This window comes from Pseudobacter ginsenosidimutans (assembly GCF_007970185.1).
In the GTDB taxonomy this organism is placed as follows: domain Bacteria; phylum Bacteroidota; class Bacteroidia; order Chitinophagales; family Chitinophagaceae; genus Pseudobacter; species Pseudobacter ginsenosidimutans.
Genome location: NZ_CP042431.1, coordinates 4,776,980 through 4,798,302, shown reverse-complemented (window position 1 = coordinate 4,798,302; position 21,323 = coordinate 4,776,980). Strand labels below are relative to the sequence as shown.

At 46.9% G+C, this 21,323-nt stretch carries 11 protein-coding genes; 2 read left to right on the top strand and 9 right to left on the bottom strand.

Going from position 1 to position 21,323, the window contains the following annotated elements; all coding sequences use genetic code 11:
• Positions 1 to 163 precede the first annotated feature (163 nt).
• On the top strand, positions 164 to 574 hold the full coding sequence (locus tag FSB84_RS18880; protein ID WP_130539454.1) for a response regulator: 411 nt from the start codon (positions 164 to 166) through the stop codon (positions 572 to 574).
• On the opposite strand, the gene FSB84_RS18875 is transcribed toward FSB84_RS18880, so the two are convergent.
• The 9 genes from FSB84_RS18875 to FSB84_RS18830 form a co-directional block, all read right to left on the bottom strand.
• Entirely contained in the window at positions 532 to 2,148 is a 1,617-nt protein-coding gene (locus FSB84_RS18875) for a PAS domain-containing sensor histidine kinase (protein ID WP_130539453.1), read from the bottom strand. The genes FSB84_RS18880 and FSB84_RS18875 overlap by 43 nt on opposite strands.
• 160 nt (positions 2,149 to 2,308) lie before the next feature.
• Positions 2,309 to 5,743 carry an FAD-dependent oxidoreductase gene (locus tag FSB84_RS31145; RefSeq protein ID WP_225979823.1) on the bottom strand — a complete coding sequence of 1,145 codons (3,435 nt, stop codon included), beginning with the start codon at positions 5,741 to 5,743 and terminating at the stop codon, positions 2,309 to 2,311.
• 9 nt (positions 5,744 to 5,752) lie between these two features.
• Positions 5,753 to 6,343: a hypothetical protein gene (locus tag FSB84_RS18860; protein ID WP_147122270.1), complete on the bottom strand. Its 591-nt coding sequence runs from the start codon at positions 6,341 to 6,343 to the stop codon at positions 5,753 to 5,755.
• 23 nt (positions 6,344 to 6,366) lie between these two features.
• On the bottom strand, positions 6,367 to 7,926 hold the full coding sequence (locus FSB84_RS18855; protein ID WP_147122268.1) for an alpha/beta hydrolase family protein: 1,560 nt from the start codon (positions 7,924 to 7,926) through the stop codon (positions 6,367 to 6,369).
• 11 nt (positions 7,927 to 7,937) lie between these two features.
• Positions 7,938 to 10,349, bottom strand: coding sequence for a DUF4838 domain-containing protein (locus tag FSB84_RS18850; protein ID WP_130539451.1), 2,412 nt, complete (start codon positions 10,347 to 10,349; stop codon positions 7,938 to 7,940).
• 15 nt (positions 10,350 to 10,364) lie between these two features.
• The gene (locus FSB84_RS18845; RefSeq protein ID WP_130539450.1) at positions 10,365 to 12,356 is read right to left on the bottom strand and encodes a RagB/SusD family nutrient uptake outer membrane protein; all 1,992 of its coding nucleotides are present in this window, start codon (positions 12,354 to 12,356) and stop codon (positions 10,365 to 10,367) included.
• A gap of 11 nt (positions 12,357 to 12,367) precedes the next feature.
• A complete protein-coding gene (locus tag FSB84_RS18840) occupies positions 12,368 to 15,736 on the bottom strand; it encodes a SusC/RagA family TonB-linked outer membrane protein (RefSeq protein WP_130539449.1) in 3,369 nt (1,122 codons plus the stop codon).
• A gap of 264 nt (positions 15,737 to 16,000) precedes the next feature.
• Positions 16,001 to 17,080, bottom strand: a complete 1,080-nt coding sequence (locus FSB84_RS18835; RefSeq protein WP_130539448.1) for a FecR family protein — start codon at positions 17,078 to 17,080, stop codon at positions 16,001 to 16,003.
• 132 nt (positions 17,081 to 17,212) lie between these two features.
• The gene (locus FSB84_RS18830) at positions 17,213 to 17,755 is read right to left on the bottom strand and encodes an RNA polymerase sigma-70 factor (RefSeq protein ID WP_130539447.1); all 543 of its coding nucleotides are present in this window, start codon (positions 17,753 to 17,755) and stop codon (positions 17,213 to 17,215) included.
• Positions 17,756 to 17,964: 209 nt separating this feature from the next.
• Here FSB84_RS18830 and FSB84_RS18825 point away from each other — a divergent pair, with 209 nt between their 5' ends.
• Positions 17,965 to 21,258 (top strand): DUF4838 domain-containing protein, encoded by a 3,294-nt coding sequence (locus FSB84_RS18825; RefSeq protein ID WP_130539446.1) that lies wholly within the window; start codon positions 17,965 to 17,967, stop codon positions 21,256 to 21,258.
• Positions 21,259 to 21,323 lie beyond the last annotated feature (65 nt).

Below are 21,323 nucleotides of genomic sequence, written 5' to 3'. Positions count from 1 at the left end.
AAGCCCTGCAATCACAGGCAGCTGACATTTGCGACTGGTCTTATTGAATTTCAATAACTGGTTCAATGCAGCTCCCGGGATAAATGCTACACAAAATCAAAATACGGGCAGGGACTTCAAATTCCTTAAATTTGTTTTGCCCGCTTTCCCAATTTTGTTTAGTATGACGAAGACAGACAGCCCGATACATATTGTTATGGCAGATGATGACGCTGAAGACCTGGAGCTTCTGCAGATGGCTATTCAATCCATCGAACCAGGGGTGCAACTACATCTTTTCAGCAATGGGATTTCCGCTTTACAATATTTGATGGGGGACGATTCTATACCAACGCCTTCACTGATCGTATTCGATTACAATATGCCTCAGAAGAATGGCGCGCAGTTACTGCTTTCACTGAATGAAGATGCACGCTACTCCAGCACACCCAAAATAATCCTGAGCACTTCCAATGCTCCTTTGCATATCGAAGAATGTTTGAATAACGGCGCTACCGATTACCTGATCAAACCCTTCCACCTCCAGGAATGTTACGATCTGGCGAGGAAGCTATTGCGGTTTTGCAGGGCCTGATCCGCCTGAGGAAAATACAATCTGAAACTGGCGCCTTCTCCGGGTACACCATCGGCTTCAATGATCCCGTTATGGTTCTGCATGATCCTTTTACAAATGGCCAGCCCCATGCCTGATCCTCTTACGGAAGCAGCAGGTATCAATCGCTGGAAGATCTCGAAGATCTTCTGCGAGTATTCCGGATCGAAACCAAGTCCATTGTCCTTCACCGTTAGTTCTAGATAATCTTTGGAAGCATCAGGCAATTGAAGCAGGGCTGTTCCTTTCACTACCCGGAAGGTTATATCGATCTCCACTTTCCTGTCAGGATGTTTGTACTTGATGGCATTATCGATCAGGTTGAAAAAAAGTTGTTTTAATTGAAAGGGAACACCTGTAATTTTCGGAAGATCGTTCCTGCGGATCACGAGACCGGCCATCATTGGATCTTCCTTGTAACCTGTTTCGATCTCATCGATGATCCGCTGCAGGTCGGCAACGGATTCCTGGTTGGTTTTGGATGTTGCGCGTGAATAGGCCAGCAGATCCTCGATCAACCTGTTCATCCGGCTGGTGGCCTTGATGGAACGGTTCAGGAAGATGCTTGATTGTTCGTCAAGTGTATTTCCATTATTTTCTGCAATGAAACTATTGTACAAATGGATCTTCCGCAATGGTTCCCGCATATCATGCGATGCAGCGTACACGAATTGTTCCAGCTCACGGTTCTGGAATTCCAGTTGCTGAAGATATTCTTTCACGCGGTCTTCAGTAAGTTTTCGTTCAGTAAGATCGCGGGTAACTTTTGAAAAACCGATTGTCTTTCCCGCTTCATCATGCAATGCAGTGAGTACGATGCTTCCCCAAAATGCGCTCCCGTCCTTTCTTTTACGCCATCCTTCATGAATTGCTTTTCCACTTTTTCTGGCATTCTCGAGCAGGCTCAATGGCAATCCCGCTTTCCTGTCTTCTTCGAGATAGAATTCCTGGAAGCTTTTTCCGACGATTTCATGGTCGCGATACCCTTTGATCTTTTCCGCACCCCTGTTCCAGTTACGGATTATGCCATTGGCGTCCAGCAGGATGATGGCATAATCCTCCACTTCCCCGATCATCTTGTGATACATCTCCTCCATCTCCGTGAGCTCGGAGACTTTCGCATGGAGTAGTTTCTGTTCAGCTTCCTTTAGGTCGGAGGTATCCTGGAAAACATTCACGGCTCCCATCAATTGTCCATTTTCATCAAACAGAGGATTGATATTTATTGTAGCATGGAACCTGGTGCCATCGGGCCTTTCCACGATCGCCTGTACATTTTTGAACGGCAGTCCGTTTTGCAGTGCAATGGCCATTGGTGTTTGGTCAGGGCGGATTTGCACACCGTCTGCAAACACTTTAAAGCAGGCGCAATACCTGAGTGTTTCATCTGTAAGATCCGGTTCATATCCCCAAAGTTTCACAGCAGCCTCATTGAAAAAAGTGATCTGTCCTTCCACATTACAGATATAAACTGCAACGGGTAGTGCATTCAGGATCGATTTGCCGGCGGATGAGATCGGAAGCAGTGATGAGAAGGAAAGCTCCCAGTTTTGCATTCAGTGTATTTTGTTTAAAGTTAGGTAATTATTGCTGCCGGATTCGCAAACATAATACTAAGCTAAATCAACAAAGCGGTCCTGGCAGAGACTGCTTTGTCAGGAAAACGATCAATATGTAGAATTCATTCCACAATCTTCAGCAATACTGCATCAGCCACTACCAAACCTTTCCCTCCATCCCGGAGATGCGGACCCAGGGTGCTTTCCGGATGGAGAGATCATAGTCGCCCAGCCAAATCCATTCACCGGAAGTCTGACCAGCCACTTTGATCTCATGAGGTTTAATTGTTTTGCGCAGTGTTTTCTTTCCATCATGAATTTCCACCTGTATCTCATCTGCAATCCCGGGCAGCTTCGGTAAATAAGTATACACAGAATAGCGTGCTGTTTTTTTGATGGCAGGGATAAAAAGCACGGATGCTTCTCCGTTAGTAGCCGTATCATTCACCAGCATCGAAGGGCCATAGCTTCTGCGGGTTTGTTTTTTCCATGATCCTGTTATTCTTGTGTTGGCGCTATCTGAATCATCTACCAAAATATCAGGCTCAGTGCCATCCAGCAATGGATTGGCCTGCATGATCTTTTGGATCTTTTTTGCATCAACCTGCTGTACCGGTATTTTCTGATCGATGGCCAGTGAAGCAGCAATGGCCGATGATTGTGCCAGCACCATGAATACAGGTTCCATGCGGATTGAACCATAGGCGATATGACTGGCGGATAAACACACAGGCACCAGCAGGTTACTGCATTCCGATTGCTTTGGCGTAACAGATCTGTAAGCGATGGGATAAGGGCCAAATCCTCCCACTTCCACATTCCCTTCATTCTTCACCATGCGCGTTCCATTTTTTTCGATAATGATGCGCTGACAATTGTGTGAGTCCATCGTGTAAGCCGCCATGGCAACGCCATCGTCCACACTCAACCTGCCTTCACAGTTGGCCTGGGTCATTACATAAGCACCTTTCATGCGCCTTGCTTCGCGTACATAGAGTTGTGGCGACCAATGATCATTGTCTTCGTATTCATCTTTGGGATAGCCCCATTGCAGCATCTGCTCACGCAGTTTTTGCGGAACGCGGGGATCATGGCCAATAAAATAGAGCAGTCCCTTCGTGTATGATTCATGTTCCCACCTGATCCTTTCCCTGGTTGCATAATCCGCTTCAGGATACTGATGGTTCATACCGATCATGTCGGTTGAAAAAGGTCCCTTGTTGTTGATATCAGTTTTGTTGTTGGGCATCAGATCGATCTTCAGGATGGGCTTTAGATCAGGCGGATTGGCCTGATCAATAAAACGGAGCAGCAATTCATACCTGGAACTGTCATAATCTGCCGGTCTGCGGATTGCGATCCTGTTGGCAGGATCATTACTCAGACAGATCCTGTAATTATAAGCCTGCACCTGTTGATCACCGGAACCGGTGGCAATTAATGGATTCGAAGAAATTCCCCATAAGAGACCACTGCTGGTGTCTCCCTTTATTTTGTAAGGATCGATTCCATCCGGGAATTGGTGTCCATCCATGAGTTGAACGCCGTTGTATGTTTCTTTGTACTCCTCATTGCTTTCGCGGCCTACCGTGTACGATACGCCTGCATTTGCCATCAGGTCGCCCTCGTAGCTGCAATCGATGAACATTTTTGCTTTGATCAACTGATCAGCCTGCGCACCGGAAGAAGATTCGATAATAATGGAAGAAATTGTTTCCTTTTCTTTTTGTACAGTTTTCAAACGATATTCATACAATACCGGCACAGCGGCTGTTTGCAAATATTCTTTGAAAGTTTTTTCCGCTACAGAAGGTTCAAAGATCCAGTTCTCGAAATTCCCGTAATGCTTTCCCAGTCTGCGGTAAAAATCCAGCGAGAGGCCACTGATGGCAAACTTGTTGCCGATATCTGTGTAGCCTAATCCGCCACTGGTAAGCCCACCAACATGTTTGCCCGGCTCGATCAGAACAACCGTCTTTCCCATTTTCCTGGCACTGTATGCAGCCATAACGCCGGCAGAGCTGCCGCCATACACGCATACATCCACTTCCTTCAAAGCAGGTTCAGGCACTTGCCACACCTGTTTGTTCCAACCCAGCGGCCTGTCTATTTTTACATTGTTCACCTTATCGCCTTTAAAGAAGACCGGCGCGGTGAAATTCTTCGTCAGGTTTACACCCTGGATCTGCAGTCCATCCACATCCTGCGCCATCACAGGCGTGCGGGGATCAGCAGCAGCAGCATTCAGCATCAGACCATTCACCTGGATATTCTTAGCATGCCGGATGAACAATCCCGATGAAGGCAGTTCCTTCCATACAGTAGGCTGCGGATACCCCTGCTCATCTTCCACTACTTTGCTCATGTCATCGATATAAGCACCGGCCTGCAAGCCGCCCCTGTGGAGGAACTGGATATTGGAAAGCGAAAGGTTCTCTACAAAATGCCCTGGTATACCTGTTATGGACGAACAATAATTTCCTGTATTGTATGCTACCACATTACTGATAACGATATTGCGCATGCGCCCCACCGGTGGTTCCGGCGCAGCAGCCGTATGTTTCCTTGCGCGGTTGCCGAGACGGACATACAAAGGGCAGTCGGTTCCCTCAATAGTAATATTGGTGATACTGACGCCGTCCATCAGGCCGCCATCTACAATTTCAAGAGAGAGTCCCGCAATACCGCGGACCGTACCATAGATCGGCGGATGGGTATTGCTGCTGGGTTTGATGATACAATTGGAGATCGAAATATTCTTGAATCCGCCGGTGGATTCTGTACCTGCCTTGATGCCATTGCAGAAACTGGAAACGATGCAATTGGTGATCACTACATTCTCGCAGCCTGCTGCGCCAGTACTTTTCAACACGATGGCATCATCATCCGTATCGAAAGTGGAATTGGATAAAGTGAACCGGCGGCAACCATCGATATCGATCCCATCATTATTTCGGTTGGCATGATTGTACACGTTGATCTTATCTACCACAACATCCTCACAATCGAGGTAATGCTGATTCCAGATCCCGGCATTCCGCATCGTGATGCCTTCCACTTTTATTTTATTACAGGAAATGAAAAGCAGGTTGCGGGGACGGCCGTCCATATCGCTTTTGTATTTCGAATCAGGATCCGGTTTCTGTGCTGCGCCATTGCCATCGATGGTTCCGCGGCCGGTGATGGCAATATCCTTTACTTCATTGGCATAGATCAGGGCGCGCCAGCCACCGGGATCCTTCTGCGAGCGATAACGGGGTTGCGCCTGCACCGGAAAATCTTTCAAATCAGTACTGGCCAGCAATACAGCGCCCGCTTCCAGATGCAGTTCCACATGGTCTTTCATCGTGATGGTGCCTGTTCTGAAAATCCCAGCTGGCACAATCACACGGCCGCCACCATTTCTGAAACAGGCTTCAATGGCTTTGTTGATGCTCACCGTATTCAGTGAAGTGAGGCCAGGTTTGGCCCCATACTGAGTGATGGGAAAATCTTTTGCAAATCCCTGCTGATTCGCTAAAAATAATAAAAGGAAAAGGACCACAGGGGATCGAAAAACTGTACGGACAAATTGCAAGATCGAAGGTTTCATAGCTGTAAATTATTTTTCAAGCCAGTTGCTTAGCTGGCCATTCATTTGTTCAAAAGAAGTGAATGGAAGTATCTGTAAGTTATGCTGCGTCTCTCCCTTATAGGCAGCTCTGATCACTGAAAGATCTTTTTCAATGTCGATGGGATCCGTATGCCCTTTTCCATCAGTGATACCGGCCAGCAACAATTTTTTTCCAGCCAGCGAAGCTGCCAGGTCAGGCAGATCGTATACACCGATTGCGCCCGGCACAGTACTATACAGGAATGCAGGATCATAGCGCTCATTGCAAACGATCGACCGCCATGAAATATACGGGCCCAGCAAGGCCAGTTTTTGGATGCTGTTATCAAATGCAGCCGCATGCAGCATTACCGGAGCCATTTGCTTTTTAGCGAGGCCGTAAATTTCAGTACCATGATAGTTTTGCTGAAGCCATTTCACCAGCCTGATCAGTTCTCCGGTTTGAATGCCTACGATACTTCTTCCCGTCAGCATTCCGGAGAACCAGAGATTGTAAGACACACTATCGATATAGGAATCACCTTTGAATGCTCCCGGCCCCAGTTCTCCTGTTCCGGGAAGGTCCGGCGCCAGCACCATCAAGCCTTTTTTTACAAACCATTCTATCGCCCCCCTGTAGCAGCATCGGCGGATTTTCCTGAAGGGTCCAGATAGATAAGAACTTTATCAGATGGTATTGCAGGCTTCCAGACAGTATACGGGATCATGTAATCCCCTTCCCCTTTAAGCAGATATTTTTCTATACTGTAACCGGGCCGTTCTGCTCTTCCTGCAAAGACGGGTATAGCAAGCTGGTCCGGTTCCTGATAACCTGATAAACTTTTCGCATTTTGCACTATTGCAGAAAAATACCCCGGCGTATAGTTTCTCTTTTTTTCCAGCGACTGCATTTTTAGCTCAGCCTCTTTTTTGTTCAGACTGAAAATTGTTTCTCCTTTCAGGCAGGTAGTTAATTGTCCTGTTGAAGTCACTTTCAACTCTTCAGCAGTCAGCGGTTTGTATTGCTGGTCGGTTGTATCGCCGGGATTATTCAGCACACGGCGAAAGAATGCATACATTGCTTCCCTGTTCTTTTTGGTGCTGGCATGCGGCGCATCATCCGTCACCATTTTGCATTGAGCCGGTTGATCATACGCGTTATAAATCCTTTCCAGTTCGCGCAGGGTTTCAATAGTCCCCTGAATGGGAAACATGTCCTGCGTGGTGGCAATGATCAAAGCTGGTTTTGGAGCGCGCACCAGCAACAGGTCTGCCATATCGATCCCCTGTTGAATGCCGTTGAAAAAATTCTGTTCTGCATCCTGCGGCCCCATGGATTGATACAATCGTTGAAAGCTGGTGATATAATTTTCCGGGGCAACTGCAGTAATACGTTCATCAAAAGCCGCAATGAAAGCAGCCTGCGTACCGCCACCGGAGCGGCCCGTGATGCCGATCCTGTTCCTGTCCACTTCCTTTCTCGTAAGCAGATAATCCACTGCACGGATCCCATCCCAGATAAAATAATTCGCGAGTGTATTGCCCGTGAGGAATACCTGCGCTCCTGCATAAGAGTGCTCCCAGGCAGGCCATTGAAAATCCGATTTACCTGTTGATGGATTGAAATATTGTAATCGTTCCCCCTGTCCTGCCGGATCAAAGGCAAAAACGATAAATCCTTTTTTAACCAGGTTGACCAGAATATTCTGATAAGAACGGTAGCCGGTGTTGGAATGCCCGCTGCAATAAATGATGGCCGGCATCCTCCCCTTTATTTTCGATGGAATGAAAAGCGAAGCCGTAACATAATAACCCGGTTGTGATTCATAAATAATATGTTCTATCCTGAAATCTTCTTTCTCAATTGTTCTTGTGATCTTTTCATTCATTGGGGTCCGCGAAGGGAAAGCGCCGGTTACTTCCTGCAACTTTTTCCTTGTCCACAATTGTCTCTCTTTCCATTGTGCCAGGGTTTTGATACCTGCAATTCCTTTGGCGCGCTGTTCCAGGTAATGGTAAGCCTGTTGGGCAAGATGATGGTACAATGAATTACATGCATCACTGAATCCGATCCAGTTATGTGTGCCACGCAGACCATCGAATTCCTGTTGTGCACTTGCCTGTTCCCCAAAGAGAGACAGGCAAATGCAAAACAGGAAATATCTTTTTTTGAATCGAAACATCTTTGTCAGAATTATTTATCAGAATTATCTGCCTGCAGGTTTTCAATCAGCTTTACAACATTTACCGCGTTCCTTCCACTCAGCAATTCAAATCCGCCTTCATATCCCATCGGGGCGCTGGTAAGCACCAGCCAGCCTTTGCCGATCTTCTTACGCAACAACCAACCGGCATCGCTACCACCTGACATTGGAATGGCAGCAAGGGTTTCCCATCCTTCAGACAAAGGCCTGAATCCTTTATTCGGTGGCAACCCTTTATTGAGCGATTCCGCCAGATCATTCGGCCATGTCTGCCATCTGCCCGATTGCAACTGAATTGTTTTCCTGAACTTTACTGGTTCTGCGCCCGACCATTTTACGGCGGGAACGCCGGGAAACCAGTTGTTCACAGGAATATCGCCACTGACAGCCAGAATTACCACTCCACCTTTTTCAATGTATCGTTTTACATTCTTCCTGATGAATGTATCTGCATTCCATTTTTCTGCTTTCCCATTTTTTGAATATCGAAGCAACATCACCGATGCCCTGGTTTGCAGGTAAGGTTTGAACTTCAGCAGATCAGTTGACTCTATACTTACATCCCAGCCGTTCTCCTGCAATGCGATGGACAATGGACTACTATCCTGCCCTGCATCATACAGCAGTATTCCTTTTTTTGTAGTATCCATTGTATGAATGCCGGCATTCCTGTGCTTCAGCTCAAAAAGCCTTTTCCAGTTGGCCAGCATCTTTTTTTCAAGCGACAGCTGCGATCCTATCCTTACTGTTTGCCTGCTATCAGTTATTGATCTTATCTTTTTTTCAGATGCTTCAAATTGATACTCCAGTTTTTGAAAAAGCGGATCTGAAAAAATATCATCTACATGCGCCACTGCGGAATTCAGGAACAGTGTGATCTTTTCAGGATTGTTGCGCCAGGCAGATTCCAGATCAAAATAATACTGAACCATTTCTTCAGCAGCAGGGCCGTAAACAGTAGCGCACCAGTCTTTCACGACCTCTTCCGCAGTAATATCTGTATTCCACATTGCGCGCGTTGCCGCATACAATGCAAGCCTGCTGCAATTCCAGTAAGTATGCTCAGGCGCAGTATTGGCCGGCATATTAAAAGCAGGCAATTCCGACATATAAGCTGTAAGCCCCCGTTGATGCGCCCATCGCATCTGATCAACTACCCAGCTAACCATCGGCGTTAGCATCGGTTCTTTGAAAATGATATACTCGTATCCCCTGATGCCTGTGTTCACGCCCTTACTCATCCAGCCATCAAGTTCTGCAATGGACTCTTTATTGTATTCACTGTTGCCAGACAGCAGGTGACGATAACTCACATCATACAGCGCATAAGGTATCAATTCGAAAGGGGCAGGTACGGTGTCGGGGACTTTTTTGTATTCGAGGTAGGCATAGGTCCAGTAGCGTTTGCCCGGGACAATCTTTTCCAGCTTGCCGATCAGTATCCGGGAGAATTTCTGCCAGCGGGTACTGATATCGCCCATCGCTTTGCAATTGCCACACTGGCAATACAAGGTTTGATCAGCGGGATAAAAATGTACAATATCGGGATATGGACTTTCCTTCCACCAACCAGCGATCATTTTCACCACTTCATCCTGCACAGCCGGATTGCTCCAGCAGAGGTGCGAGGCGTTCCTCGGATGGAACTGTCTCTTCCCACCTATTTCAGCCAGGTATTCCGGATGCTCGCGCAACAATGGTTCTGGCAGGATAACATTATGCCCCGCAATTCGGATCAGGAACCCTTTCTCCCGTCTCACAGGAATTATTTTTCCCGAACTGTCGCCCCCAGCTCTTGAAGAAACGAGGTTCAACCTGTTCCTCGCCATCCAGGTATCTGTATCAGGATCGCCATTGGGTACGCCGGTGATGGCAAGTGAGCGAATGGCAAGATCAGGACTATCGGAAATTTGCAGTGTATCGATGGTGATCGTTTTTCTTTCGGGAATGTATTCACCGGAAGCTCCCGGCCAGTACCAGCGTGCGCCCAGCACATCAGTTAGAAAAGTGTAAGTGGCATACAAGGCAGCCCGGGGCGTATTGCCGGCCAGGAACAAAGTATTCCCGGTTCGATATACCGCCAATTGTTCTTCACCTGCTCCCTGCAATTTCATTTCATTCACCAGCCGCGCAATCTCGTCCTGTGATGCAGGCGTACCGATCACGATCCGCGGGATCCGTTCATTCCCGTTTTCTATTTTCAACATCGCGCCACTCATCAACTGAATGGTTCGTTGTAATTCACGGGCCGCATATTGCTCAACAGAGCTGGCGTTTTTGCCGACAACAACCACTGCCTGCTGTCCATTTTTTACGATGATCAATTCTTCAGCTTTGGTAACAAAGGCAATGAAGCTGCAAAGGAATGCTGTGAACATTCCTGAAAGAAGGAAATTTTTCATGACGGGGTAAGGGCTTTACTTCCACAATATGTTTTGCTCCATCGCATTGTTCAATGCCAGTTCAGAACTGGGGATCGGTTGTAACAGATGTTTTTCTCCCACATTGGTATAGGCCCTGGTGGTGTATTGCATGTTGGCCGGGGCGTTTTGTTTGATATCTGTCTCCATCATTTTCATCTGCTCCAGGAATTTGCCCCAGCGGATCAGGTCGCCTTTGCGTAAAGCTTCAAAGCAAAGCTCCCTGGCCCTTTCGTTCATGATCTGAATTTGAAAATCAGTTTTTGAAAGGCCGGTAGCCAGATCAACTGTATAACTGGCGATGGTGGCCGTACCGGTTGCAGGCACACCCGCATAGGTGAACACTGCACCTGTGACGGCAGGTGAAGAGGCCCCACTGCTATGGGTAGGCGCAGTTGTAGTGGATGTGCCCGCAGCAGTAACAGTGTATAAACGATTTTCATTGAATACCTGCATACCCACAGGATACAAAGTATTGGCGGCCCAGGCTGTTCCAACCGTTACAGATGGTGCACTGGTATAATTGATACCGGGTTTGGTCACTGCAATGGATGTGACTTTTCCTGAAGTGGAGCTCACGGTTGCCGCAGCAGCAGCATCAGCGCCGCCGCCACCGGAGAGACTTACAGGGATCGTGAGCGTTGTATTGGTGTAACCGGTATTACCTGCTGCCGCCAATACAATGCTGTTCACTACTGAAACAGCTGTAACAGGCTGTGTTGAAGGAAATCCATAAGCGCGTCTCCTTACCTGGTTGATAGCTGCATAGGCCGCGTCTGTAGCACCGTTCAGCGCATTCTCAGCTTCTGCATACATCAGTAATACATCGGAATACCGGATCACGGGGAAGTTGGTTGGACCATAATCTGTATTGCGTGGCAGTACTGTTTCATACTTTCTTCTCCATTTGCCGATCCCTCTCGTATAAATATCGGTGGGCGCTTTCAGCACTTCCTCGAAACTGTTGTTGCTTCTGAAGGTATAGGGAGCAATGGCCCAGTCGCGGCGCAGATCGGCTATATCATAGAGTTTATGCAGATAGCCCGATGCGCCAACCCTTCCGTATCCGATGCCGGCCTCTTTGTTATTATTGGTGACTGCTGCATAATTCACGAACCTTCCGCCCATTTCCAGCGCTCCCACATTGTTTCCGTAGAACTCGATCTCCCATAATACTTCCCTGCTGTTGTTATCGTAAAGATCAGCGGACTCATTGGTGAATATTTGCTGATAGCTGGGATTCAGCGAATGGATCCCGGATTGCATCACGCTGTCCGCCCATGCTCTCGCTTCTTCATATTTTGTAATGTCCTTCAGTGGTTCTCCGGCCATCTTCAAACATACCCTGGCCATCATTGCCTGTACGGCAGTTTTGGAAATATGTACAGGCGTTCCGTTTTCGGTATAGCCATTCACGAGCGTGCTGGCTTCCTTCATATCACTCAGCACCTGGTCATACACCTGCCTGGCAGGCGTTTTCGGGTTGTTCACTTTTCTACTGTCTACAGTTGGCTCCAGGAACAGGGGCACATCACCCCAGTTGGTGACAAGCTGGTAATACATGAATGCACGAAGGAAAAGCGCTTCACCCTTGATGGCATTCCGTTTCCTTTCATCCATCGCGGGCTTATGCACATTGGCCAGCAGGTAATTGGCCCTGTTGATGCCGATATAGAGATCGCGCCAGGTCTGCTCGATATACGAATCGGCAGAATTGTGATCATACACCATGGCATTGGCGGTTGCAGAGGTGTTCTTATAAACGCCTTCATCGCTGCCGTGCTGCAGAAAAAGCGACAAATACAATCCGTATGTAGAAGTAGTGGTGAGCGATGCATACACTCCGGCGAGTGCATCGTTGAGTTGTGATTCAGTATTGTAGTATTGTTCAGGGACCGAAAAATCTTCCGGTCTAGTGTCCAGGAATTTCTTACAGGCAGTAGCGCTGAGCAAACCAAGCGCTGTTATAACAATCAGTAATCGTTTCATGACTTGTTGCTTTAGAATGAAATATTAGCGCCAAAAATGATTGTTCTGGAACGTGGGTACACAGAATAATCGAAGCCGGGCATCAGCGCCGAATTGCCATAGGCAGATACTTCAGGATCGAATCCCTTGTACTTCGTGAACGTGTGCAGGTTCTGTGCCGAAGCATACACACGAACGGCTTTCAGCATGGCTTTGGAAATGATCCTGGCCGGAATATTATAACCCAGTGAAACAGTTTTGATCCTGGCATAGGAAGCATCTTCCACTACCCTTGTGGAGTAACCGAAATCGGCTGGTCCTCTCCCGTTGGTCCGATAAAATTCATTGTTCTGATTTTCCGGCGTCCAGCGATCCAGGTAAGTGGCATACATATTCTGGTTCACGCGGCCGCCGCCTTCAAAAATGATGCGGTTGCCATTCATCACATCATTCCCATAGGAGAATTCGATGAATACGTTCAGATCGAAATTCTTCCAGGTGATATCATTGGAAAAACCACCGGTGAATTTTGGATTGGGGTTACCGATGATGGTCCTGTCATCCGTATTGACCACTCCATCACCATTGATGTCTTTGTATTTGATATCTCCCGGTTTGGTGAGCGTTCTGTCTTTATTGTAAGTAGCGATCTTTGATTTCAGCACATACACACTAGGCGCAGTCTCATCAAAATCACTGAACTGGTAATTCCCTTCCCATTGATAACCCCAGAACCTGGCAACGGGTTGCCCCACTTCAGCAATGTACAGGGGAACCGTTCTGAGATCGATATTCCAGGTGGCCAGCGTGAATAAGGTAGACTGGTTCTCTGCCAGCGCCAGCACTTTATTCCTGTTGAATGAAATATTGAAATTGGAATTCCAGGTGAAATTCTTGTTTTTCACATTTACTGAATTGAGCGTGAATTCCAATCCCTGGTTCTGCACTTTGCCGATATTCTTCACTGCATCGGTAAAGCCCATGGAGGAAGGGAGTTTTGCATTCAGCAAAAGATCGGAAGTGACCTTTCTGTACCAATCCGCCACCAGGGTAAAGCGATCATTGAGAAAACCCAGGTCGATACCCACATTGAACTGATTGGTGCTTTCCCATTTCAGGTTCATATTGCCCAGCTCGGAAATAATGGCTGCATTCACCGGAAGGTTGTTGTAGCTGTAACCAAGTGAAGAAGGAAGGTCTATCTGTGAGAGATAAGCGAAATCAGGGACGCGGTTATTACCGGTAACGCCATAGCTTACACGAAGTTTGGCATCTGAAATAAAATCGAATGATCTCATGAAGTTCTCCCTGTCAAGCCGCCATGCCAGTGCAGCGGATGGGAAATAGCCCCATTTATTGTCTTCAGAGAATTTGGAGGACCCGTCTGAGCGGATGGAAGCGGTCAGCAGGTATTTCGATTTGTAGGAATAATTCACGCGGGCCAGGAAAGAAGCCAGGGTGTACAGTGATGCGGTGGAGTTCACATTCACCGGTTGCCCTTCATCGATTCCGGCAATGCCCAGCGCTTCATTGGGAATATGGTTGGCAGCGGCGCCGTAGGACGAAGTGGTTGTTTTCTGCGCCGTAAAACCTGCCACGGCATTCAGGTTATGATCTTTATTGAATGTTTTGTTGAAGCTGAGTGTATTCTCGTTCAGCAGGCTTTGCAGTTCATTGGAGATCACGGAACCATTGATGCCATTGTTCTGGCCGCTGGTGGTCAACGGACTGCCCAGTCTTGTTTTTGAATTATTGAAAGACTCCCTGGTGATCTTCGATTTGGTAAGGCCTCCGCTCACCCGGAGCTTGAGATATTTACCGATCGCATATTCTGCGTATGCATTTACCGTGAGCAGGTCTGTCCTGTTTTTCCGATGTTCATTTTCCACTGTCTGTACCGGATTGAAGCCCTGCAGACTGAGGAAATCATCGTCCTGGTTATCTACCGGATCGTTGATAGGGCGGCCTGTTGCAGGCCTGTATCCCCAAACACTGTAGAGCAGATTGCCATAGAAGAAACCGGTAACCTGTTCAGAAGGCACTGTACCAAATCTGTTGGTAACACTATAGTTGGAGTTGATCCCGATCTTGAGATTGGAATTGACTGTTTGATCAAGATTCACCCTGCCCTGGTAGCGATCATAACCGGAGTTTTTGATCACACCATCCTGGTTGAGGATGGATCCGGAAACCGCGTAGCGTGTTCCACCTTTACCACCACTAACTGAAAGGAAATGATTTTGGAATGGACTGCTGCGGAAGATCTCATCCTGCAGATCGATACTGGGCGCATTACGGAAATCTTCAATTTTTTTTCCATCGGTCAGGTAAATGGCGTTGGCATTTGCGGAGTCTCTTTCATATTGGTATTTCACAAATTCGTAAGCGTTCATCAGATCCATCTTCCTTTTGTTCTGCATGAATCCGTAGTAGGAATTGTAGGCAACTACAGGGTCTCCCATTTTTCCTTTTTTTGTGGTGATGATCACAACGCCATTGGCGCCTCTTGCGCCATAGATTGCGGTGGAGCTGGCATCTTTCAATACTTCAATAGATTCTATTTCCGCAGGATTTAAAGTATAGTTGTCGGGATTTTCCATTGGAAAACCATCGATCACGTACAAGGGTGAATTATCCTGGGTAACTGAATTGGTGCCCCGGATCACCACGTTGATGGGGGCGCCTGGTTGTCCATCTGCCGAAGTCACTTTAACACCGGCCATTCTTCCGGCCAATGCTTCTTCAAAAGATATCACAGGGGCTTTCTGCAGTTCATTCACTTTCACCTGTCCAACAGAACCGGTCACGTCCCTCTTTCGAACAGTTCCGTATCCGATCACCACCAGTTGTTCAAGTTCAGATGAAGATGATTGTAATTTCACCTGCAGATTGGTTTGTTTGTTCACAGCTATCTCCTGCGCCTCATATCCAACGAAAGAGATCACCAGCACGGCGCCGGGATCTGCATCGATCGCAAACGATCCTTTGGCATCTGTAGTAACTCCTTTCTTCGTTCCTTTTATTTGAACCGACACTCCCGTGAGCGGCATCCCTTTTTCATCCGTGACGGTGCCCTGTATTGGTTGATCTGCACTGCCGCTGGCTTTTGGCGGTGAGATGATCACGATATTTTCTTCGAGGATCTGGTAGGATAATTTTTTGTTGAGTATCCTGTCGAGAATATTGGCCAGTGTTTCATTTTCTACAACGATGCTCACCTTGTCCAGCGCTTTCACCTGACGGTTGTTGTAAAAGAAACGGTAATCACTTTCTTTCTGCAACTGACTTAACACCTCATCCACTCCAACATTTTTCATATTGAGCGTGAACACCCGTTGGGCGTACCCGATAGCAGAAACATGAAGGCTGCAAACGAAAAGAAACAGGAAAGTCAGTTTCATACAACGCCCGATTTTACGCAATAAGGCATCATCATGCCGGAGGCATGACAATTGCTTTTTCTTCATATATTTGAATTGAAAGATGAATAAAAGGAACAAGTGAACTTGTCAGGTGAGCCTGTTCCGATTGCATTCATTATCAGAGGAGGAGTTAGCGCTCTTCCTCTTTTTTATTTTTATCCTTTTCCATTTTTGCTGCAATACGATATTGTTCCCGCATCAAATCATTGTTGCGCAGGTCAGCTTTTCAGCTTCTGTAAATCATCAGTTTCGATTCAGAAAAACAGAATCCCCTTCTATCCTGTATCGGAAAGGAGTGGTCATCTGCAGCAGGGATAAAGCTTTCCGGATATTTTCATTTTCAAAGGTTCCTGTAAGGATCTCGTGTTTCAGTGTGGAATCCCTGAACACCATATGAACATTGTATCTTCTTTCGATCCGCTTTGCCAGTTTGGAGAACTGTTCATTCTGGAATGCCAGCTTATCCTGCAACCAGGCCACTTCGGGCACTGCATTCACAGAAGCAAGACTGGTAACGGGTTCTACCTGGAAGCTGATCTCATTCGCTGCATCTTCATGCTGTCCGGGCCGGAGCATTTCCTTATTGATCACCGTTAGTTTTTCATTGGGAGCGAGTATGATCTTCTGATCAGGTTTTTCATTCATGGTCACCTGCACCTTTCCACTGATCAGGGTGGTTTCCAGTCTGTTCTCATCCGGGTAGGCGGTTACATTGAATTCGGTTCCCAATGCACGCACCGCTATATTTCCTGCATGAACGATGAATGGATGCTCAGGATCCTGCTTCACCTGGAAATAAGCTTCTCCTTCGAGATAAACATCACGTGTGTTCAGTTCACGATCTTCTGCATAACGAACGGTGCTGCGGGCATTCAGCCATACAACGGAACCGTCAGGCAGGATCTTTTTTTCAGGAGAGCCATTGGTGGCGCTCAACTGCTGAACATTGGCAATATTTTGCTGACCGGGTTTATTGAGCATGAACCAGGTAGTACCTGCTACAAGAATAATGCCTCCCCAAACTGCTGCCCTGCCCATCCATGTTTGCAGGAACTTTCTTTTGGGCATCATTGGCAATACTGGTATATGATCCTGCTCAGCCTGCAGCTGCTGTTGTAGCTTATTCCAGTTTTCACTCACCATTTCCTCTTCCTGGCCAGCAACAGGTTGTGTAGTTTCTGCTTTGACAGATCGCAACATTTCCGCCAGCTGCTGCTGATCAGGATATTGTTTCATCAATTCCTGCAATTCAAGCAACTCGGCATCGGATGCTGCATTGCCCATCTGCCTGGCCAGTAATTCTATTAATCTCTCTGGTTTCATAAAAAGTTATTCGAGCAAACAAAAGCCACTCGCGATGACGCGGGCGACTGGCTGCTCCTTCATTAAAGGAAACATAATACGGAGGAATTCCCTAAGCGATGAGAAAGTTTTTTTCTGTTTTCCTGAAAATGATCACCAGCTATTGACAGGATGCAGTAGGTGCGCGAGTTTTTTGAGAGCAAGACAAAGCTGGCTGTCCACCGTTTTTGTGGAAATACCCAATAGATCAGCCACTTCCTTGTAACTCAGCCCATCCTGCTTTACCAGTTTGAAGATCAGTTTACAACGTGACGGTAATTGCTCGATGGCTGCTGCAACCTGGCCCTGCAATTCGCGGCTGATAAGGGCAGACTCAGGATCGGCAGTGATCTGAAAGTGATCGGCATGCAGATCATCCACAGAAACCGGAACCGGCAGACTATTCCTGCGCAGGTAATTCAGTGAAGCGTTCTTTACGGAGACGTACAGATACAGATTGATATTCTGGATGGAATCGAGTGTATCTCTCTTCTGCCAGATATTGAGAAATACATCGTTCACCAGTTCTTCAGAGCTTTCCTTGGACCGGGTATAAGAGTAAGCGAACTGGTACAATTTAAAAAAGAACAATTGGTACAGTTGCTTGAAAGCCTTCTGATCGTTTTGGTGTTGAATGCTGTTTAGAAGTAATTGCATTTGTGGGCAAGCCTTATCCTATGGGCAATTTAGTGTTTTATTTTATAAATATCAATGCAACTGCATGAATCAATGCAAGCAGTACACCCTTTAATAAAAATAAAAAACGATTAGGGATTTGTTCCGCAAAATGTTTCCATTAAATATGGGCGCCTCCGGAACGTGCAGTTAATGCACACGATATTCCATTATTATATAAATTAAATATTATGCTGAAACGCTTTACCCTTTCAGCCATGACGATATTTGTTATGGCCACAGCAAGCATTTGCAAAGCCCAGGACCTCGTCATTGCAAGCCCTTCACAACAGGCGTCTATCTATGTGAATGCAGGCTCTGCTTCGGTTTCCTGGTATGCAGCGCTGGAATTGCAGAGATGTATTCAGATCATGACAGGCAAAACATTAGCCATCAACAGTAATCCTGTAAGCGGCGCACAGATCGTGATCGGCACGCTGGCCAATCCCCTGGTGTCTGCCAATGCAGCAAGTATGGGACTCAGCGGCTCCAATGTGAACGAAGAACAAACAGCAGTGTGGCGAAATGGCAACAATTTATTCCTGGCTGGGAAAACAGCGAGAGCAGCGCTCTATGCCACCTACACATTCCTGCAGGATTACCTGGGCGTACGCTGGCTCTGGCCCGGCGTTTCAGGTGAATTCATTCCTGTGCGAAGCAGTGTAACTGTAGGTTCGCTTGCCATCTTTCACACTCCAAAACTTCCGATCCGTACACTGGCACTCACCAACCAGATAGCTACTGATTACGCTGATAATGATGCCTGGATGGCCAGGAACAGAATGAATGTTGTGGGTTTCAAAGAAGGTGATACGGATACTGTAACAATGAAATCGAGAAAACAGAAAGGCTTTCTCGCACGCATCGCAGGTCATAATATAAAACTGGACACAGCAGTATTGAGAGCGCATCCCGATTGGGCAGCCTTGCAATCCGATGGTACCCGCCCCATCAATGTTACCTCTCATATTTGCTGGGGTCATCCCGATGTTCAGGATGCAGTAGCCGACATGATCAGGGGATGGTGGAATGATAATCCTTATGTAGATATCGTTCATATGTATCCGGTAGACAACCAGCTCTATTGCAGGGATACGGTTTATTGCCGGCCACTTGGTGCAACAGTAAGTACCCGCTGGCAGAATTTCACCAGGATCGTAATGGAAAAAGTGGAACTCACACATCCCGGAAAAAGATACTGGACTTATGCTTACCAGGGCTACAAAGCTGTACCACAGAACGATGCAGCTCCATTTGAATTTGTAGGTTATGCATTGTACGAAGCCTGCTATCGTCATTCATTCATGAGCAGTTCTGATGCCACCAACAATATTCCCAACACAGAGGTCACCGGATGGCTGGGAAAAAATGTACAAATGGGGATCAGGGGGTATGAATATATCATGTTCACAGATCCGATGTATGTACCCCTGGTTAAATGGGAAATTGAACAAATGGACTGGATGAAAACAAATGGACTGGTAGGATATATGTCTGAGCTTCGGCCCTATCGCAATTCCACTTCTCCGGAGAATACCAACTGGAATACCAACCGGATCAACCTGTATGCAGCCGCCAGGGCCATGTGGGATACAGTGAATGCAGATAGTATCGTGAACGACTGGAACAACGTGATCTACGGCACGGCCGGGCCACATATGAGGGACTATTACAAAACTTTCGATACCGCCTGGAGGAATGCACCCGGTGATATCAAAGGATACAATAACTCGCCTGCCAACTTCGTGGACAATTTCCTGTCGATCCCCAAATTTGTAAAACTGAACAATCACCTGCGCATTGCCCGCACCACTCTTGAGAACGATGTAACAGATTCTGCATTGCTCGCAAGCAGGAATGCACAGATAGCGCTGGAAAGTAAAATGTTGCTGAACTGGCAAAAGATCTTCAATTACAAAACAGAACGCGCCTATCGGTATAGCACATCCGTAGTGAAAGTAACAGGGACCATCAACTGGGATTCAGTTCCACGATTACCTGCATTCGAGAACAGTAACGGACAATCAGTAACCGAACAGACCGATGTAAAAATGACCTGGAATACAACCAATCTTGTTATCCGGATCGTGAACCATGATTATGATGTTGCCAACAGGATTCAAACAGCCACTGCCCATGATGATGGAAATATACTCACAGACGACCGAATCGAGATCTATCTGCAAAAAGACAGCTCCAATCCTGCCTATATCCGTTTTGCAGTGAACGCGAAAAATGGAACGCCCTGGCGCTATGATGCCAGTTCAAAGGGTGGCACCAATTTCGTAACGTCCTGGACCTCCTCTCCTGCCTGGTCTGCCACCAACAGCTTTTCAACAACAGATAGTACCTGGACCACCACCATTACCATTCCATTCAGTGCCATCGGTATCACGCCTGCAGAAAACGCTGCTTTCAAAATGCAGATCAAACGCGGAAGACCCGAAGGCAATTCAGGCTGGCCCGATGGATCCTTCTATAATCAAAACAATTTCGCGGAAGTGAAACTGGTGAATGAGATCACCGATCCTTTGTTCAACAAGATCATTTTGTACGACCAGGGCAGCGCCAACAGGTTCCCCATTTCCGTAGAATTCCAAAAAAGGAACTGGCAGGTCAGCTCGGGAGTAACCGGAGAAACAGAGCTCAACGCTAAACTGGATGAAGACGCTGCCGTGCTGCTGATCAAATATTTCAGCACAGGCATTTCATTATCGAATAGTTTCTTTCAAAACCAGATCACGGATTTTGTGAGCAAGGGCAGACTGGTTGTCATTTCCGGAAGCAATGTTCCCATCAATACCTGGTTCACGGGTTTGCCTTCCGTAGCCTGGTCCAGCGCCACATCAGCAACCCGCGAAACAGTTTTCAGAGAGATGGGCCAATGGCTTACCACACCCAACAATATCAATGTAACTGTAAGAGACGGCATGACGCCATCACAAGCCTATACACCTTCTGCAGGGTGGCGAAAATTAGCCACAGCATCCTTTGGCGCCAATCCCGACCGGCCTTATCTTCTCACTTACCAGATCGGAGATGGACTGTTAGTACTCACATCATCATCCTTAGGCTATAGCGGAGGATTTGAAATGTTCGGAAGCGCCACTCCTTTGAATACGGTGAAACTGGTAGAGAATCTGAGAGCTTTGCAGGATTCCATTCACAACTATTCCCTCAATGCAACGCCACCTCCGATCGCTTCTGTTTACACCGTTCAAAAACAATCGGACCAATTACAGTCGTTCAAAGTATTGAAAGCTGAGAATTCATCCGTTCACTTACTCGTTAATTCAAAAATAGCAGAAGAGGCCTGGTTGCGAATCACCGACATTTCAGGACGTGTTATTTCCGCAGAAAAAGTAAAACTGGAAAAGGGAATAAATACGGTAAGGATACCTGCATCGATCATAAATGGAAATGTGTATATCGCTGCGATGAATATGAACGGTCAGACACAAACAGTAAAATTTCTGAAAAAATAGAATAAAATCGCTTCAAATTGGCACTAGAAAGGCCTTCCCAATTCTTTGGGAGGGCCTTGCCTTTT

Excerpts from the sequence above, each read along its gene's own strand:
- FSB84_RS18875 (WP_130539453.1), bottom strand. The coding sequence starts at position 2,148 with ATGCAAAACTGGGAGCTTTCCTTCTCATCACTGCTTCCGATCTCATCC.
- FSB84_RS31145 (WP_225979823.1), bottom strand. The coding sequence starts at position 5,743 with ATGAAACCTTCGATCTTGCAATTTGTCCGTACAGTTTTTCGATCCCCT.
- FSB84_RS18860 (WP_147122270.1), bottom strand. The coding sequence starts at position 6,343 with ATGGTGCTGGCGCCGGACCTTCCCGGAACAGGAGAACTGGGGCCGGGA.
- FSB84_RS18825 (WP_130539446.1), top strand. The coding sequence starts at position 17,965 with ATGCTGAAACGCTTTACCCTTTCAGCCATGACGATATTTGTTATGGCC.
- FSB84_RS18840 (WP_130539449.1), bottom strand. The coding sequence starts at position 15,736 with ATGAAACTGACTTTCCTGTTTCTTTTCGTTTGCAGCCTTCATGTTTCT.
- FSB84_RS18830 (WP_130539447.1), bottom strand. The coding sequence starts at position 17,755 with ATGCAATTACTTCTAAACAGCATTCAACACCAAAACGATCAGAAGGCT.
- FSB84_RS18835 (WP_130539448.1), bottom strand. The coding sequence starts at position 17,080 with ATGAAACCAGAGAGATTAATAGAATTACTGGCCAGGCAGATGGGCAAT.
- FSB84_RS18855 (WP_147122268.1), bottom strand. The coding sequence starts at position 7,926 with ATGTTTCGATTCAAAAAAAGATATTTCCTGTTTTGCATTTGCCTGTCT.
- FSB84_RS18850 (WP_130539451.1), bottom strand. The coding sequence starts at position 10,349 with ATGAAAAATTTCCTTCTTTCAGGAATGTTCACAGCATTCCTTTGCAGC.
- FSB84_RS18880 (WP_130539454.1), top strand. The coding sequence starts at position 164 with ATGACGAAGACAGACAGCCCGATACATATTGTTATGGCAGATGATGAC.
- FSB84_RS18845 (WP_130539450.1), bottom strand. The coding sequence starts at position 12,356 with ATGAAACGATTACTGATTGTTATAACAGCGCTTGGTTTGCTCAGCGCT.